This is a genomic window from Vibrio sp. 10N.237.312.B06 (assembly GCF_041464685.1).
In the GTDB taxonomy this organism is placed as follows: domain Bacteria; phylum Pseudomonadota; class Gammaproteobacteria; order Enterobacterales; family Vibrionaceae; genus Vibrio; species Vibrio tasmaniensis_A.
Genome location: NZ_JBFSPI010000001.1, coordinates 42197 through 60163, shown reverse-complemented (window position 1 = coordinate 60163; position 17967 = coordinate 42197). Strand labels below are relative to the sequence as shown.

At 43.4% G+C, this 17967-nt stretch carries 14 protein-coding genes, 1 other RNA gene and 1 pseudogene; 10 read left to right on the top strand and 6 right to left on the bottom strand.

Going from position 1 to position 17967, the window contains the following annotated elements; translation table 11 throughout:
• Positions 1–88 precede the first annotated feature (88 nt).
• Positions 89–1753 carry a DNA repair protein RecN gene (gene recN / locus AB6C75_RS00270; RefSeq protein WP_102258213.1) on the top strand — a complete coding sequence of 555 codons (1665 nt, stop codon included), beginning with the start codon at positions 89–91 and terminating at the stop codon, positions 1751–1753.
• Positions 1754–1920: 167 nt separating this feature from the next.
• A complete protein-coding gene (bamE, locus tag AB6C75_RS00265) occupies positions 1921–2280 on the top strand; it encodes an outer membrane protein assembly factor BamE (protein ID WP_009848326.1) in 360 nt (119 codons plus the stop codon).
• A 156-nt stretch (positions 2281–2436) separates the two neighbouring features.
• Here bamE and AB6C75_RS00260 read toward each other — a convergent pair whose 3' ends face one another.
• On the bottom strand, positions 2437–2748 hold the full coding sequence (locus tag AB6C75_RS00260) for an RnfH family protein (protein ID WP_004735158.1): 312 nt from the start codon (positions 2746–2748) through the stop codon (positions 2437–2439).
• A 3-nt stretch (positions 2749–2751) separates the two neighbouring features.
• Positions 2752–3180: an SRPBCC family protein gene (locus AB6C75_RS00255; protein ID WP_012603332.1), complete on the bottom strand. Its 429-nt coding sequence runs from the start codon at positions 3178–3180 to the stop codon at positions 2752–2754.
• Positions 3181–3299: 119 nt separating this feature from the next.
• Between AB6C75_RS00255 and smpB the strand changes: the two genes are divergently transcribed.
• The 4 genes from smpB to AB6C75_RS00235 all read left to right on the top strand — a co-directional run bounded on the left by smpB (position 3300) and on the right by AB6C75_RS00235 (position 6800).
• Entirely contained in the window at positions 3300–3785 is a 486-nt protein-coding gene (gene smpB, locus AB6C75_RS00250; RefSeq protein WP_371715122.1) for an SsrA-binding protein SmpB, read from the top strand.
• Between the two features lie 66 nt (positions 3786–3851).
• Positions 3852–4218: a transfer-messenger RNA gene (ssrA, locus tag AB6C75_RS00245) on the top strand.
• Positions 4219–5200: 982 nt separating this feature from the next.
• Positions 5201–5503: a helix-turn-helix transcriptional regulator gene (locus tag AB6C75_RS00240; protein ID WP_372106331.1), complete on the top strand. Its 303-nt coding sequence runs from the start codon at positions 5201–5203 to the stop codon at positions 5501–5503.
• Positions 5487–6800 (top strand): HipA domain-containing protein, encoded by a 1314-nt coding sequence (locus AB6C75_RS00235; RefSeq protein WP_017098055.1) that lies wholly within the window; start codon positions 5487–5489, stop codon positions 6798–6800. The genes AB6C75_RS00240 and AB6C75_RS00235 overlap by 17 nt, the downstream gene beginning before the upstream one ends.
• 139 nt (positions 6801–6939) lie before the next feature.
• On the opposite strand, the gene AB6C75_RS00230 is transcribed toward AB6C75_RS00235, so the two are convergent.
• The 4 genes from AB6C75_RS00230 to AB6C75_RS00215 form a co-directional block, all read right to left on the bottom strand.
• A complete protein-coding gene (locus tag AB6C75_RS00230) occupies positions 6940–8820 on the bottom strand; it encodes an ATP-dependent zinc protease (RefSeq protein WP_372106329.1) in 1881 nt (626 codons plus the stop codon).
• A gap of 305 nt (positions 8821–9125) precedes the next feature.
• On the bottom strand, positions 9126–9935 hold the full coding sequence (locus AB6C75_RS00225; RefSeq protein WP_372106327.1) for a M15 family metallopeptidase: 810 nt from the start codon (positions 9933–9935) through the stop codon (positions 9126–9128).
• Between the two features lie 81 nt (positions 9936–10016).
• A complete protein-coding gene (locus tag AB6C75_RS00220) occupies positions 10017–10745 on the bottom strand; it encodes a DUF429 domain-containing protein (RefSeq protein ID WP_372106325.1) in 729 nt (242 codons plus the stop codon).
• A 58-nt stretch (positions 10746–10803) separates the two neighbouring features.
• The gene (locus AB6C75_RS00215) at positions 10804–12516 is read right to left on the bottom strand and encodes a class I SAM-dependent methyltransferase (protein ID WP_372106323.1); all 1713 of its coding nucleotides are present in this window, start codon (positions 12514–12516) and stop codon (positions 10804–10806) included.
• Between the two features lie 270 nt (positions 12517–12786).
• On the opposite strand from AB6C75_RS00215, the gene AB6C75_RS00210 reads away from it, so the two are divergent.
• The 4 genes and pseudogenes from AB6C75_RS00210 (at position 12787) to AB6C75_RS00195 (ending at position 17959) form a co-directional block, all read left to right on the top strand.
• A complete protein-coding gene (locus AB6C75_RS00210) occupies positions 12787–13725 on the top strand; it encodes a hypothetical protein (protein ID WP_372106321.1) in 939 nt (312 codons plus the stop codon).
• A gap of 197 nt (positions 13726–13922) precedes the next feature.
• Complete coding sequence (locus AB6C75_RS00205) at positions 13923–14690, top strand: 1-acylglycerol-3-phosphate O-acyltransferase (RefSeq protein WP_102258219.1); 768 nt, start codon at positions 13923–13925, stop codon at positions 14688–14690.
• A 147-nt stretch (positions 14691–14837) separates the two neighbouring features.
• Positions 14838–15940 (top strand): annotated as a pseudogene (locus AB6C75_RS00200) (MBL fold metallo-hydrolase).
• A 471-nt stretch (positions 15941–16411) separates the two neighbouring features.
• Positions 16412–17959, top strand: coding sequence for a sodium:alanine symporter family protein (locus tag AB6C75_RS00195; protein ID WP_102556377.1), 1548 nt, complete (start codon positions 16412–16414; stop codon positions 17957–17959).
• Positions 17960–17967 lie beyond the last annotated feature (8 nt).

The following is a 17967-nucleotide window of genomic DNA, read 5'->3' as shown; positions in this document are numbered from 1 at the left end:
AAAAATTCACCTGCTGACTTTACTGTATAAAGAAACAGTATATACTGATCTTATATACAGTATTGTTCAGTTATACAGGTAAATAAAAATGCTGGCTCATCTAAGTGTTAATAATTTCGCTATTGTTAAGTCTTTACAGCTAGAACTCTCTAAAGGCATGACAACAATCACCGGAGAAACTGGTGCGGGTAAATCTATCGCTATCGACGCTTTAGGCTTGTGTCTTGGAGGAAGATCTGATGCAGGAATGGTTCGACAAGGTGAAGAAAAAACCGAAGTCAGTGCCGCTTTTTTACTTGAGAACAATCTGCATGCTACCCGCTGGTTAGAAGACAATGAACTGCTTGATGGCGGTGAATGCATCCTACGCAGAACCATCTCTAAAGAAGGTCGTTCTCGCGCATTCATCAACGGCAGTCCCGTGCCTCTTTCACAATTAAAATCGCTTGGACAGCTGTTGATCAACATTCATGGTCAACACGCGCACCATCAGTTGATGAAAAGCGATTACCAAATGGCCATGCTTGATCAATACGCAGGTCACTTGAACCTATTGAAATCGACACGTAATGCTTACCAAGCCTGGCGACAAGCCGATAACCACTTAAAAGAGTTACGTGAAAATAGCCAGCAAAACCAAGCTCAAAAACAACTTCTTGAATACCAAATCAAAGAGTTAAATGAGCTGTCTATTGGGGAGGAAGAATATGAAGACCTCGAACAAGAGCATAAGCGCCTCTCCAATAGCGGAGAACTGGCCACAACCTGCCAACAAGCTATCGAGCTTATTTATGAAGGCGAAGAAGTTAATGCGCTTGGTATTCTGCAATCGGCCAATAACTCCCTGATTCAGTTAGCTGAGCTAGATGAAAGATTGGCTGAGTTACCAAACTTATTGTCTGAAGCCATTATTCAGATAGAAGAAACCAATAACGAGTTAAGAACATACCTAGATGGCATTGATGTCGATCCAGGTCGTATGGCTTACGTTGAAGAGCGCTTCTCAAAAGTAATGTCGATGTCTCGTAAACATCACGTGTTGCCAGAAGAGCTCTATAAGCATCATCAAGACTTATTACAACAAGTTGAAGCGCTTGATTGCTCTGATGAAAAGTTGGAAGAATTAGCAAACGAAGTAGAAAACCAATACCAGTCGTTCGTGGCTAAATCAGAGAAGCTTCATAAATCTCGAACTCGTTACGCAAAAGAGCTCAACAAGCTGATCACGCAAAGCATGCACGAACTGAGTATGGAAAAAGCGCAGTTTGCCATTGAAGTGAACAACACCAACACACACCCTTCTCCATTGGGTATGGATAACGTGACCTTCATTGTTTCGACCAACCCTGGCCAACCAATGCAGCCCATTGCTAAAGTGGCCTCTGGTGGTGAGTTATCACGAATATCACTAGCGATTCAGGTGATCACAGCGCAAAAAGTGGATACACCAAGCCTGATTTTCGATGAAGTCGATGTGGGTATCAGTGGACCAACCGCTGCGGTTGTCGGAAAAATGCTTCGAAAACTGGGCGAATCTACGCAAGTGATGTGTGTAACGCACTTACCTCAAGTCGCAGGTTGTGGACATCAACAACTGTTTGTTGCGAAGAACACGAAATCAGGTAAAACTGAGACTCAAATGCACACGCTTGATGAACAACAACGCGTTTCAGAGCTTGCTCGACTGCTTGGTGGCAGTCAGATTACCGAATCGACACTGGCCAACGCAAAAGAGTTATTAATCGCAGCATAGGTTACATATTCGGCAACTTTCTGATAATTTACCGAAAATTCTTGGCAATTTTGCAACTTAATTCAAAATTGCCAGTCATAACAAGCTCAAAGCGCAAGGAGCTTTTTACTTCTTGCTGGAGCTTGTTTATTATCAGGCAGTATTTTAGCGAAGAAAGATCTCAAACTATGCGAATTAAAAAGTGGTTAGTTGCAGTTCCACTTGCACTAACAATGTTGACCGGTTGCTCTCTACTAGAGAAGTTGGTTTATCGAATTGACATCAATCAGGGTAACTATGTTGAACAAGAAGCTGTCGATCAGCTAAAGTTTGGCATGACAAAAACACAAGTTCGTTACGTTATGGGCTCACCTATGCTTATCGAAAATGGCTACCCAGATACGTGGTACTATATTTACCACCACCAAAAAGGCCATAACGACCCTATTCAGAAAAACCTTGTCGTGAACTTTGATGCCACTGGCACTCTAGTAACGATCAATGGTGACTTTGAAGCCAGTGATGAGTTCTTCGAAAGCCTTCGCTAGCTTTCCAGTCGACAAGGTATGAATCGCAAAAGCCTGCTCACTTCACACGAGCAGGCTTTTTAATATCTGCTAACAAATTAGCTGCGTGTCTAACCAACAGGCACAAAAAAGCTCGCCAACATTGCGAGCTCTCTTCTTAGTCGAATTTTTTTAGCACTACGATTTAGCTGCGGCTGCTTTTGCTTGTTCAGCACGCTTACGGCGAATCTCTTTAGGATCAGCTAACAATGCTCGATAGATTTCGATACGGTCTTTATCGCGAACCGTCGCATCCAACTTAACGTTACGGCTGAATACGCCAACCTTGTTTTTCGCTAAGTCGATCTCTGGATACAGTTCCAAAACACCAGACTGTGCGATGATCTCTTCAACGGTCGCGTTCTTGTTCACTACCAAGGTAAACACACGCTGTTCGTGCGGAAGTGCAAACACAACCTCAACGTGGATCATATCTGATTCAATAGTCATGGCTTAGTAAACCTGTTTCGCTCGTTGAGTAAAAGCACTGACCATATTGCTCGTCAGCTCATTGAAAACCTTACCAAATGCCATTTCAATCATTCGGCTAGAGAATTCAAACTCTAACTTAAGCTCAACCTTACACGCTTGATCGTCGAGCGGAGTGAAATACCAACCGCCCTGCAGTTTCTTAAATGGGCCGTCCACCAGCTCCATCAAAATCTCAGCGCCATCCGCTAAACGGTTAGACGTAGTAAATGTTTTGCTGATACCGGCTTTAGATACATCAACCGAAGCCACCATAGCTGAATCTGAAGATTCGATCACACGTGAACCAGAACACCCTGGCAAAAACTCATGATAACGAGCAACATCATTGACCAAGCTGAACATCTGGTCGGCACTAAACGACACTAATGCTGAACGAGTAACCTTTGGCATATAGACTCCTGTTAAAGACAGCGTTACATTAACACAAACTGCAATTTTAATTGTATTGGGCCAGAGCGCAAATAAAAAGGATTCCCCAACTAGGGTGCAATCCGTATAATGAGGCCATTATGGCAAAGAATAAATCAAAATCAAAAGCCGGTAGTAATACCATTGCGCTTAATAAGAAAGCTCGCCACGAATATTTCATCGATGATGAGATAGAAGCGGGGCTTGAGCTACAAGGCTGGGAAGTAAAATCCCTACGTGAAGGCAAAACCAATATCGTAGAAAGCTACGTCTACATCCGAGACGGCGAAGCATTCATCAGTGGTATGACGATCACTCCGCTAACTCAAGCGAGTACTCATATCGTGGCGAACCCAACACGCATCCGTAAACTACTAATGTCGAGAAAAGAACTCGATAACCTTATCGGTCGTATTAACCGTGAAGGCATGACACTTGTCGCAACCGCACTTTACTGGTCTCGCTCTTGGGCGAAGATTAAAGTTGGCGTAGCGAAAGGTAAAAAGCTGCACGATAAACGTACTGATATGAAAGAAAAAGATTGGGCGAGAGATAAAGCACGAATTATGAAGAGTAATTTGCGTTAATTTTAAGCACTTAAACGCACAGTGCTAGACAGGCAAAGCTTTTCTGGTACTATGCAAATAACACTTGGGGCTGATTTAGGATTCGACAGGAATTTTGAAGTCTGAGGTGCATGCCGTGGGGCGGTTGGCCACGTTAAAAGCCGCAAAAAAATAGTCGCAAACGACGAAAACTACGCACTAGCAGCTTAATAACCTGCTCAGAGCTCTCTTACCCTAGCTTCCGCTCGTAAGACGGGGACCAATAAGAGATCAAACCCAAACTAGCTAGCGCGGATTCTCCCACCTGAGAGGAAAAGCGCGAATAACAATTCAGGTTAGCCTTTAACTAGCGTGTCGGTTCGCAGGTTGCTGGTGAAATTAAAGATCGACTAAGCATGTAGTACCAATGATGAATGATTTTTGGACGCGGGTTCAACTCCCGCCAGCTCCACCAAACGTTTGGAAAGGGCCAACTCGAAAGAGTTGGCCCTTTTTGTATTTTATAATCATCAATTATGCTGTCGGTACTAAACGCGCTACCTTTCACTCACAGGGTGACGCACGGTGTAAAGTGCTTTTGATTCCCATGACTTTAGTTTCGAACCATCTCATGCGCTTCAAAGTCAGTATTTCTAATTAACTTTTATGTGGCATATTTGATCTACTTACGTGTAACCATCACCTCACCTTACCCGCATGGATAATCGCCAATCGCAGAAAAACTTAGCGACAAGTCTAATAAAGGCTGGTATCCACCTTCTTGCAATACCTCTTTAAGCTAAAGGCTTTGATTATCCCCTGAAAGGTATAAAGTTATATATATCCCTTTGTTGGGATAGCACGGCCAATATCCTCTAATGGGGGTCAAGCCTCATAATATGAAGTGACAACTTGTGATTTATAGCCCACAACAATTAGCCAATACTTTATTGCTAATACGCAAAAAAATAAATGGACTCAGTTCGAAGTGGCAAAGAGAGTCGCATAAAGCAAGCTACCATTTCTAACTTTGAAACTAGACCAGATAAAGCCACGCTCTCTACCATGTTTAAAATCATTCAAGCCTTAGACCTGACAGTAAAGGTTGAAACAAGAAGTGAGAGCAAGACAATGTGTAATGCCTTTATATTACACACAATACTTGAACGACCACCTTAAGGTTCCGATAGAGAGTTAGCCATACTTTAGGTATCTCAATGCCCCATGGCTTTGAGTTTTCTATTGTTCTTTCATTAGATAAAGTAAATCACATTAGACTTTTAATAAGATCGCCAAGTTTGTAAGCATAAAAGCTCACTACTGTAGACTTTTATGTGATAACTCAATGTATTCACCATAAAAGTGAACTTTAATAGACTTTTATTTAAAATCTACGTATAAATAACTTAAAAGTCTACTAAGACATACTTTATTGCATCATGCTATATGGAGGTTCTATGGTTAAGAAAGTAAAAGCAACTGAGTCACCAGATCTAAACCAGGTGTTCACACCATCACTACTTGGTGAGGCGATCAAAGCAAAAAGAACTCAAAGTAAAATCACTCAGCAAGATGCAGCATTGCTTTCTGGTGTTTCAAAACAAACCTACATAAAAATTGAACAAGGCAGCTCCGATATTAAACTAACCTCTTTAATGAAAGTTGTGTCTGCTCTAGGAATAAAGATATCGATACAACCATGGCAAGACTTAGATGCTTCATTCTCATCACAGGAGAAAGGTAATGACGTCTGGGTCTAATCAATACATCCTCGATATAGTCTATAGCCAGCAAGTCATAGGCAAACTATCACTGAGTAAAGAAAGTGATGCTCTATCTGTAATCTACAAGCAAGATTGGATTGATAATGGGTTTCCCATATCGCCACACCTTCCATTTAACTCTGATATACCATCAGTCAATATCAGGAGGTTCTTACAGAATTTGCTCCCTGAAAATAAAGGGTTAGATTATTTGATCGACTTTCTTGGCGTATCACGTTCAAACGTATTTGCACAAGTTGGTGGTATTGGAACAGATACATCAGGTGCAATGATGTTCTTATCTGAAGGTGTTTCTCCAGTTCAAACTGAAACCTCTTTCAACCCAATCAACGATAGTGAATTAATTAAGAAACTATCTGACCCTGAGCTTTGGTATTTAGAAATATGGGAAGGAAAACCAAGACTATCAGTAGCGGGGGTTCAATCTAAGCTAAACGTTTTATCTATCGATGGAAACTTAGGGTTTGGAGAAGGTGAACTATGCTCAACTCATATTGTGAAGTTCGAAAAAAATGACCAACAACACCTTGTCATAAATGAATTTGTGACGATGAAGTTAGCGAAGCTAGTTGAACTAGATGTTGCTGATGTTGAGTTGCGGTATTTTGACCAATTTCCAGCCTTAATTGTAGAGAGATTTGATCGAAAGCTATTTAGCTCAACAAGTGTGAAACGAAGGCATATGATCGATGCCTGTCAAGCTTGTAACCTAGGTGTCGATAGAAAGTATGAACGAAACTTAGGTAAACAAAGAGATGTCAGTCATATTCGTGATGGTGTCAGCTTCACCCGACTTTTTTCGGTAACAGAGCAATGTGAAAACCCATTAGCGGCAAAACTAGCGATCCTAAAGTGGGCAATGTTCAATCTCTGCATTTATAACGCAGATGCACATGGCAAAAACTTCAGTTTCTTTGTCCAAAAATCGGGCTTAACACCAACGCCACTTTACGATCTAGTCAATGTAAGGATGTACCCTGAATTTGAGCAGGATCTTGCGATGGCAATTGGGGATGAATTTGACTCAGATTCTATTAATGCCTACCAACTTGTAGAGTTTGCTGACGATTGTGGTATTTCACCAAAATTGCTTCAACAGAGCCTAGTAAAGATCGCAAATGACATTATAAACAACATTGATGATGCTATATCTCTCGTCACTCCTACTTCTGATTCACAATTACCTTATTTAAACCGATACCGTGAAATCGTTGTGGCTAGATGTAAGCACTTCCTTAAACAATCACCACTCATCACTGAAATTGAGCTTTAACTTATAGATAAGCTATCTAATCAGAATATAGAAAGCACAAAGAGCAAAAGCTCTTTGTGTTACCTACTTGATAATTAACGCAGCCAGTTCAGTTACTGATGAGGAAGTTGAACCGATAGAAATTAGATAAATTTAGGTGTTACTCCATATCGCCCAGTAAGTAATCTTCATCGCTACTCACTACTGCGCCGTGCTTTAAGAAGTTTTTACCTAGGATCATGCTGTATTCAAAGCGAGAGCGATCTTGAAGGTTTACCCTCACCTCTTTCTCTAAGTCTCCGAGCTTAACCTTCATTTCAACGACAGGACGAATGTTCACCTTCTCGCCTTTCTTGGCTTTAATGCGCATTACATCAATCACTGGCTTGGTGAAATTTTGCTTATCGCCTTGGTTGTTTTGATAGGTAAAACTCACCATGTCTTGGCCGTCTTTCTTAAATCGTTTGATGTTGACTGCATTCATTGAGCTTACATCTGCGCCAGTATCCAACTTGGCTGGGAACTTCATGCCGTTCACTTCAACAACTTCAATGTGCCCAACTTTAAACAAAGGCTCAGCTTTCAAAAGATAGTCAGAGCGAGTGTTCACATACACACCGTCTTTTGCCATCTTCTTGCCTAAAATAAAGTACGCTTCTTTCTCATTCGTATTGAGCACATCGATGGCAAACTCTTGCGTACGAACGTTTCCAGAGACCGCAAACTCACCACTCACTACCGGACGAGTATCATCACCGACTTTAAGCTTCTTAATAATTGGCTTGGTCACCTTCTGCTTCTCACCGTTTACATCCGTAAGGTAAAATTCAACGTAGGCATCTTTGCCTTTACCTGTCATTTCAAAACTGTCGACCTTCAACAAAGGCGTGTTGACAGTGAATGAGGCAACGGCCTTTAGAGGGAAGTCATCAAGGGTGATGTCCTCTTCTGGAGAAATAACCAAAGGTTCACTCTTTTTAGCGACATCACTAAAGCTTTCTGAACCTTCAGAAAGAATATTTTCTGCATTGGTATCAATCATGAAGAGTTCACTGGCGGTACTGGTACCAAATCTCAACTGCGACTCACTACTCGAGCGCTCACGTAGGTACACAAGAACGTCTTTGGTTGTGTTTTCATCGAGTTGAACCGGCACATACACCAAAGGCCTTTTCTTACCACTCACGCTTAACATGCGAACTAATGGCAGTGTCATCTCTTTCTGCTTGCCATCGTTGTCGAACATATCAAACGTCACTTCACTGTTCTTCTTATCTACATCGATGTCTTTTGCATGAAGGATGCTGTAGCGATTTTTTAATGAGAAGGTCGCGTTCATCGCCATTCCAGAGATAGACACCACCTCTTTTCGGCCAACAACGGTCGCGTTTTCCTGCTCTTGCAAGTAGTCATAGCCCGCAAACACTAAAGCGTTGTCAGCAAGGAAGGTTTTACCAATCAACACTGGCGCAGAGAAATGGCTTCTGTCGGTCAGGTTAACATCGGTTTTTAGCTCTTGGTCTGCAATGGTGAGCGACATTTTTACGGTAGGACGAAGCAAAGGCGTGCTGCTAGTGCGACTGCGTATCATGCTGACACGCTCTAAAGGCGCTTCGATTAATACCATGTCTCCCGTGCGCGGGTTTTGAACCTTAAAAGACACCACAGCCTCATATTTCGCAAAGGCGCTGCCATCCCAATCATCGTAATCAACATCGGAATTGTTCAACAGGTCTTCGGTTAACGCCGCCATCAACTCTTTGTCTTTGAGGTTTTGGTAGTCGGCATTAGAGCTCTTCACATGAATGTCTTCCGCATGCATAGAAGTGGTTTCTGCACCGGTATCGATTTTACCAATGAAAGGAACGTCTTTTAGCCCTTGAACGCTAGATAGGTATACATTCTCTGTACGCCCTAATACCGCCTTACCATCAAGTTCGTAGGTCGGATTTTGAGTGGTGTGTGAAGTGTCTGTAGCCAAAGAATATTGTGAAAAAAGTAGAGTGCTTAAAAGAGTTAGAGCCAAAGGTATCTTTTTCATTAGTTGGTCCGTTGTGATCAGTTCACTAATAATACTGGCGATTCGGCAAATAGTTCCCCCACCAGCAATGGTTCTCACATAACGTTAACGCTATGAGTTTTTCGATGACAAACCGATGACTTTGCGCAGCATTCGCTTATCGATTATTGACCATTGGATACCCGATAACCTTTTCAATATGTGGTGTTCTATTGAAAAAATGAATACCAAAAAGGCCAACGACAAGCGCTGACCTTAGCTATTCAAAACACACCTGAAGCGAGTTTAACTTGCTAAAACACAAACGGTTCTAGATAAACATAGCACTAAAAAGTGCCGACTGTTTTCTTTGCACAGATAGCTCGAGCTTTTTCTGCTCCCTCGCCTTTATTCTGTTCAAAACATTGACGATAAGATTCGACGTAGCGCTCAAATAACACTTTGGCTTCAGGTTGTGCTTTAGAGAGCACTTGGTTAACGAACTTTCTTGAGCCGACCTCAAAGTGCTGAGTATCGATTGGGCTATTCCAATCCCCTCCCCAGATCATAAAGCCATGATGGGCAAAAAGCTCAACTACATCTTCTGCCATGCCACTACGTTCAATTTCATCACGCGCGCGAAAACGAGTACGATTCACATAGCGAGTCGCAGATTGTGAAGGCTTTACCGTGATTCTTCCGTTGTTATCGAACTCTAAGAAAGGATTTTGAACTGGGTTAATGTCTATCGCCACACCATAGGCATGTTTCGACCATCCCCCTCCTCCTGTAATAGGACGAGCATTAAACGCGCTGCTGTTGTTCGCATCCATTGAGGCGTTGTCGTCACCTCTGAATTCACGCATTAGGCGAGCGGAATGAAGAGGAAAATTGCGCTGTTTAAGCTCTGAAAAGATTTGTTCAACAGCTGGCGCAATAACATCAAGCACGATCATATTGCCCTGTTGCGTCTCCCCTTTGAAATTAATGAAATCGAAATCCACTTTAGATAACCGTTCACAACCAACAGGCGCACCGCTGCTCAATACATTGTTCTTTTTCATCATATCGCATTGCCATTGAGATATAGGCGCAACTTGAGCATAACTCGCAGCACTGAGCACAGTGGCCAGACAGCCGACAATAAAACGTTTCATATCAAAGACTCAAAATAATAAGAGTGGAAAGTAGCAGAAGTTGGAAAATAGCATATTAAGCCAAGTTGAGCGCACGATTTGTTAGCGCGCTTTATTCCAATAGACAATCTCTCTAACTCGTCCGTTCTGATCCTTGTCAGCTTCTCCACCAACATCAGAAAGTTCAGGTAAGGTCGATAATTGCGGAGCGTAATAGGCAACCAACATAAGTACAAAAGCATCGTAAATATCATCTATCGCGACGTCTTTACGCTTGGTGGTTGAAATGGCCAACGACAAGCCGTCACACCATTGAGGGGCAAGTTGCTGAATAATAGAAAGCCGTTCCTCTTTGCCTTCTTGTGTTCGTTTGGAAAACATCAGCGGTTCGCCTTTCAAAGCTGCAAACACCACCTCAGGGTGTGATTCCCTGATAGAAAGATTGGGATGAGTTTCAATGAGCTCATCAAGCTCGCGGATCTTGGGCACAATTCCCCAAGTCTGTTTAGAAAACTTCTTTTCAAGCTGCTCCACATTGGCATTACATCCCGCAATGTAATCGGTTTGGTAAACCGCCTCTCGGCACGGAACAGGAAAAACGGAAGAGCCACGCTTACTGGTGAGAAAGCGCCTTGCTGCTTTATCGCATAATCTATCCGGAGTCTGTGAATCGCTAAAACCAATAGGCATATCGATTAACGTTGTTGCTCCCGTAAGATCATCAACCAACTCATCGAGCGTGTTTACTACTTTGAACGTAGGTACCGCGTTATCAGAGATAATCCAAGCGATCCAACCGGCCTTGCAGCCATCAATTCCGATGTATTTCATTATGCTCTCGATTATTAGTTTGTTGAGGGTTATTTGGGATAACTAGCCCACTAAATGATCAGTGCCACTCACTAATCAGCAGTCTGCTTTTTACACCACGTACCTGCAAGCCCATTGCATCGAACACCTCTTCAAAGTCTCGACACTTCGCAGGGATGTTAGGTAACGAAAGAGCGGCTTCAGAAAAGAATTGTTGTTCAAAATGAGCCGAATCGCTCCACGCCAATTGCCACCATTCGAGAATACGAAACTTAGACGCTCGAAGTTTTTCAGCCGTAGGAACTTTGTCACTTTTGCTTAGGTTCTCTTTGCTTGTGGTCGGAAAGAGGTTCCACTTGTCGTTATTCGGCCAATAAGCAAAAGGCAAGCAGTGATCAACGTGATACTCATTTTTTAATGATTTTCCACTCCAGACACTGACAATATCGGCACGTTCAGATCTAAGTTGTTCGACACGTTTACGCACATCGCGAGTATCGTGGTTTTGATCGATCCATACCAAGCAGTCGTGATACGTCTGTAGTGAGATACTTCGCTGTCGGTTCAACTCGAAACGCTGCATCTCCATGACCCATTGATTCACCACCAGCGGTTCAATCCAAGAGTGGTAGATTCTAAAGCACTCCCACAGGCTTTCATCGAGAGTGAAATAGCCAAAGCTTTCTAAGAACTCACTATCAATGACCAGTGATTCTCGGCTCTTCCGTCGTTTCTGAGGTGGGTATATATCGAATAGTCGGTTGTCTTTCGAGCCTTGATAAATAAAAGTCACAGGCCCTGATTTAATGGTGCTGATCGTTTGTGAAAACAGCTTCTGTAGTGCCTTGGCTTCATCGCCGAGAAACATAGTGCCTATCGCTAGATCATCAGCACTGAGGTGTTTGAGTTTATTCCAACCATCCTCTTTTACAAATCCGAGGCCTTTACTCGTGTTGCTATTTTGCTGAATCCCAGCGCCTTCTATATCGATATCAATCAAACGCTTAAACTGCCTTACCCAATACAGAGCAACTAAGCCCACTGGTAGAGAGATTTTCCCATCCGTTCGATCAATCACAGCGCCTGAATGAGCATCCGCAATTCTCAGTAAAGTTCTTAATAAGGCCAGCTTGTATGTGGCCGACTTGTTGTCATTCACAATAATGTGGCGCACCTTGTTCAAGTCGCCGGAGCCATCATCTGGTAATGTCATCACCACGGTTTGCCACCACACTTCACTGCGGTTCAATGTATCTTGGCTATCATCAACATGACGAACCAACAAGGCGCTGTTTTTTGATAAACGCTCGAGCTCTTCAACTGAGACTTCATAGCCTTGTCGACTGTCTTTAAACTCCCCATGACGCAAAGTAATCACCAACTTGCCATTTGGAGCCAGCAAGTTAGACAACTTTCTAAATGCACGCTCTCGATGAGACGGAGCAAGATGCATCCAAACCGCGCTCACCAATATCAAGTCAAAACGCATTCCGAGGTTTTCAGTACGGCTAAGCGAGGGAAGTGAATCATCAACCCAGGTTACACTTGGGCTTGTATATTTCGAGCCTTGTTCGCGTAATAAAGCACTTGGTTCTATCGCAATAACATCAGCTCCGGCTTTGTGCATCCATAGCGCATCACGACCACTTCCTGCACCAACATCTAGTACTTTATCGCCCTCTAAAGGCCAATAAGCTTGCCAGCTTTTATGTACCGTCTCGAACGTCACTGAGTTGTACTGCTGGCAAAGTGTGTGAGCATTTTTATCGTAAAAAGGAATCGATGAGGACATATGCACTATTGGGGTAAGGAGTCTATCTCAATAGTAATGGGGAGCTTAGGCGATTGCTAGCAAGTCATGTAAGTTCAGCCACACCAATCAATATTTATCGTTAGTGACTGTTTTATATCAATATCCACCTAATGAGCTCATCAGGCGAGTCACATCACGAATCAGTTTCGTCAGCAAAACAAAAACAAACAAGGTGCAAGCTGACGTGCGAACAGAGATAATTGTTTGAAGATGATTAACTCGCCTCAAGTACCTAACTGATAAAGACTAATGACCACATACTCACACATAGACACCCCGTTCAACCTGCGCCACACCTGTTGGTTTTGTGGTGAACCTTCCAATGATGTTGTTGAATTCCCTAAGACTGCACAAGCTATTGCCAAGATAGACTATTCTCCGATTGCACTGCCAGCTTGTAAGGAGTGTGCGAGAATTAACTATTCCAAGAGTCTGACTTCAATTTGGGCTGCGCGCGATCAGATAAAACACGCACTCATAGACAAGTACGCTAAGCACCTTGGCATCGGTGAGAACTGGACGGAGCAAGAGCTGATCGATTCTGATTTCTCGGGCTCGACGCTTGGCGGGTTTGGCCGTAGTGCTTGGAAGATGTATCAAATAGCCAAACAACGAGTCGATTATAAAGGCTGGCCTTTGTCGGTTGATGACATCCCACTTGAGGTATACGACGAAACCAGTGGCTTTGAGTTTGACGGTACTCGTTACGCATCAATCAATTCATGTATCGACTATTTCACCAAGGCTGCGGGCGTAGACAAAGAGCTGTTGTCGCAGCTTGTCGACATTGTTTCAACAGACCGTTTTAGCTACGCACTTCGAATCGCCAAGCTGAACAAGAATGTCTCTAATACCAAACGCTCAGAGATCATCGAAGAGGTGTTACAGCAGGAGTCCGAACAAGAAGAGATACAGCTTGAGCAAGCCAATTCACTGTTCAACCCAAATGTCGAAGAGGTCAGCATTTCAGGTTCGACGGCTCCGGTTTTCGCTATTCAATGGGCAATGATGAATAACGTTATAGATTTAGCTCACCTTTGCGCACTCGAAGATGATTATTTTGACTATTTCGAACATCTTGGTGGCCCTGCTGCTTTCATGTCTTATAACGGCCTACAGCTCTATTTAGAATCACGTCAAGATCCGGAATGGGTAGAAAAGTCGGATCCAAATAAACAGTATTGGTGAACATGCCTACCTACTGGTGAACACGTGTAAGCTCGATAACTGCGTCAAACACCCATTGTTAGTCCTTGTTTTATATAAAGATCTAAAAACAGTCCCCTAAAACAGTTAATTGTTGCAATTCGGTTAAATAGAGTGAAAACTTCAAGCATCTAAAACTATTTAATCACTGCAATCTTGTCGTGAGTAAGGAGTGAATTGTGCTTGCTGTTCTTCGTATTATTTTGGCGACGGTGTTTATTATTTTCACCACTCTATGTGCTTTTGGTTACTGCTTGTTTAGCCCAAAAAACCCAAAGCATGTGTACGTTTTTTGCCGTTGGTTCAACCAATTACAAAAACTCGTTGGGGTAAAGATCCTACAGAGAGGCCTAGATAATGCGCCGACACCAGAAAAGAGCGTCTACATATCTAACCACCAAAGCGTGTTGGACTTTGTGACCGCCCCAGGGATGTTAAGGCCTCGCACGGTTTCTTTAGGCAAACGCGATTTGTTGTACGTGCCCTTCTTTGGCCTGCTGTATTGGATCACCGGTAATATTTTAATTAACCGCGAAGACAAGTCCAAAGCACGCGATACCATCAAGCAAGTGGCGGAAGCGATTCACCAGCGAGATCTGTCGGTTTGGGTTTACCCTGAAGGAACGCGCAGTAAAGGGCGTGGACTACTGCCATTCAAGACGGGCGCTTTCCGAATGGCGATTGAAGCCGGTGTGCCTATCACCCCGATGTGTACCAGTACCACGCACAATAAAATTAACCTCAACCGAGTTAATAATGGCATTGTGATCACCGAGATGCTGGAGCCTATAGATGTCTCTGGATACAAGCTCAGCGACGCAAGAGAGTTAGCGAATCGCTGCCATGCCTTGATGGCTGAAAAAATCGCACAATTAGATGCCGAAGTGGCTCGTTTAGAAGCACAGAAAAACCCAGAGCTGGATTCAGACCGTTCTTCTACGAGCTAACTCGCAACGAACCCACTGAGTCATCGCTCAGTTACTTAAAAAGACACTCAACGATCGCAACTCTCATTGTTCTTGTTTTACTTGCTGGCGCTTATCCGCAAAATAAAAACAGGCGTTAATGGCTTTAAAGAGCAATGGGAGTAAACGATGGAAGTGATTCACCATGGCGGAAAACATACTGTCACAGGATCTTGTCACGAACTAAGAGATTCAGGCCAAGCGGTGCTCATCGACTGTGGCCTTTTTCAAGGTTCGGATGCACGTTCTCTTGATATTGAATTTGAAACTTCCCACCTCAACGCTCTGCTGCTGACCCATACCCACATTGATCATATTGGTCGATTACCTTGGTTACTCGCCAGTGGCTTTAACCAACCGATTTATTGCACTCAGGCGACGGCTGAACTCGCTCCTTTAATGATTGAAGACGGCCTAAAACTGCAAGGGCTCAGTCATAAACAATCTAAACTCATCCTTAAAAAAATTCATTCGTTGATTGCTCCCAAGCCTTACGGAGATTGGTTTCCCATCACGTCCACACAACAAAACAACGGAAAGGATCATCATAGGCCAAATACTCTGTATGCTCGTTTTCAACCTGCAGGGCATATCTTAGGTTCGGCCTATATAGAGATTAAGTTACCCAACCAAGAAGTAGTGGTCTTTTCAGGCGACTTGGGCCCTAGTAACACGCCACTGCTGCCGGATCCTAAACCACCACAACAAGCCGACTATCTGTTTATTGAGTCGACTTACGGCACTAGCACGCACGACGATATTGCTTCACGCTCTGAACGCCTCAAATCAATCATTGATCGTTCGTTACTCGATGGCGGCGTTATTCTAATTCCGGCTTTTAGCATCGGTCGAACACAGGAACTACTATTTGATATCGAACACCTAATTTTTGAGCATCAACTCAGCAGCGATATTCCTATCATCCTCGATTCGCCTATGGCAGAAAAGGTGACGCGATCCTACCGACGCTTTAAAGAGTTATGGGGGCAAGAAGCAAAGCAGCGTCTTGAACTGAAACGTCACCCACTCGCTTTTGAGCAGTGCATTACGGTTGATGGACATAGAATGCACAAGAAAATCGTTAACCGCCTCAAGTCGATAAAGAGGATCTCAATCGATTTATAGAGGGCATCGCGACTCCACCGAAAGAGGTGCATTTGATTCACGGTGAGCCAAATACTCAGTCTGAGTTCGCTAAAGAATTACAGGCGCGAGGGTTCGTGGTTGTTTGAAACAGGCATCAAACTAGCTACTTTCACTCAGTAAACATGAAGGCCAGAATTATCGAGCCTTCAAAGGCACAGTTTCTTAGGCCTGCGAGATCACTCGATGCAGGTGATATATTCCAATCAAATTCATCTCACCACTCATATATCAGACGTTCATGCTAAGCAATTTTCACCGCTGTTTTACGCAATTTAGTCTCTTGTGCACACCTACCCTTCTTCTGCGCACCTCCCCACCCTTTTGTATTAATCACTATTTATTCACTTTGCAAAACACCAGGCAAAACAACCTGTTGCATAACAAGTTAAATGGAACGATTATCGAATTAGCACTAAGCATTAACAAATACCCTCTATAACTTGCTTTATGTCACAGTAATCCCAATGCGCAGTTAAATAATTTAACACTCGGGTTACAAGTGAAGTATTGTGTTGTTCGAAAAACAATCATAAGCAAAACTAACAGGGAAAATACTCATGCAGTCGTTCGTTGATTTTTTGAATGGAATAATCTGGAGCCCAGTACTTATCTACCTATGTTTAGGTGCAGGTTTGTTCTACTCCATCATGACTCGATTTGTTCAAATCCGTCACTTCTTTGAAATGTGGCGCTTGCTACTTTCGGGTAAAAGCTCATCAAAAGGCATCTCGTCTTTCCAAGCTCTTGCCGTTTCGCTATCTGGCCGTGTAGGTACAGGTAACATTGCAGGTGTTGCTGCCGCTATCGGTTTCGGTGGCCCAGGTGCAGTATTCTGGATGTGGGTGGTAGCTTTCTTTGGCGCGGCGACTGCTTACGCAGAATCTACGCTGGCGCAAATCTATAAAGAAGAAGATGAAGGCCAGTTCCGTGGTGGTCCGGCTTACTACATTGAAAAAGCAATGGGTCAGAAGTGGTACGCATGGATCTTCGCTATCGCGACTATTTTTGCATGTGGTATTTTGCTTCCAGGTGTTCAGTCAAACAGTATAGGTAATGCTGTAGAAGCTGCATTTGGCTCAGGTGATATGATTGAAACAGCTATCGGTACATTCAGTTTCGCTAAAATTTTCACTGGTACTGTTGTTGCTATCATCCTTGCTTTCATCATCTTTGGTGGTGTTAAACGTATCGCGAACTTCACACAAATTGTCGTTCCATTCATGGCGTTGGCTTACATCATCATCGCATTCGTTATCATCCTACTAAACATCAGCCAAGTTCCTGTTGTTTTCGGAATGATTCTGGGTGATGCATTCACTCCTATGGCTGGCTTTGGTGCTGCAATCGGTTGGGGTGTTAAACGTGGTGTTTACTCAAACGAAGCAGGTCAAGGTACGGGTCCTCACGCGGCAGCTGCGGCAAGTGTTGATCACCCAGCTCAGCAAGGTTTGGTTCAAGCGTTCTCTATCTACATTGATACTCTTCTAGTATGTTCTGCTACAGCGTTCATGATCATCATCACTGGTGCTTACAACGTTCACGGCGGCGCTGAAGGTGTATTCCTTGTTCAGAACCTAGCAGCAAACATCGGTGCGAATGGTCCTGTATTTACACAGCTTGCTATTGAAAGTGCACTGCCAGGCATTGGTAAGCCGTTCATCGCATTTGCTCTGTTCTTCTTCGCATTTACAACGATTCTTGCTTACTACTACATCGCAGAAACGAATATTGCTTACCTACGTCGTACCATCAAGATCCCTGGCATGATGTTCGTACTTAAGCTTGTTCTTATCACTGCAGTTTTCTATGGCACCGTTAAAACAGCGAACCTTGCATGGGCAATGGGTGATGTGGGTGTTGGCTTGATGGCATGGTTAAACATCGTTGGTATTCTGATCATCTTCTTCATGTCTAAGCCTGCGCTTAAGGCTTTAGCAGACTACGAAGAACAACAGAAACAAGGTGTGACTGAGTACACATTCAACCCTGTAAAACTAGGCATTAAAGGTGCAACTTACTGGGAAGAGAAGTACAAGCGAAAAACAGGCAAGTCTCCTGAATCTGAAGTTGCAGACAGTAAACCTGTAGAGCAACCTTCAGCTTAAGCTTGACT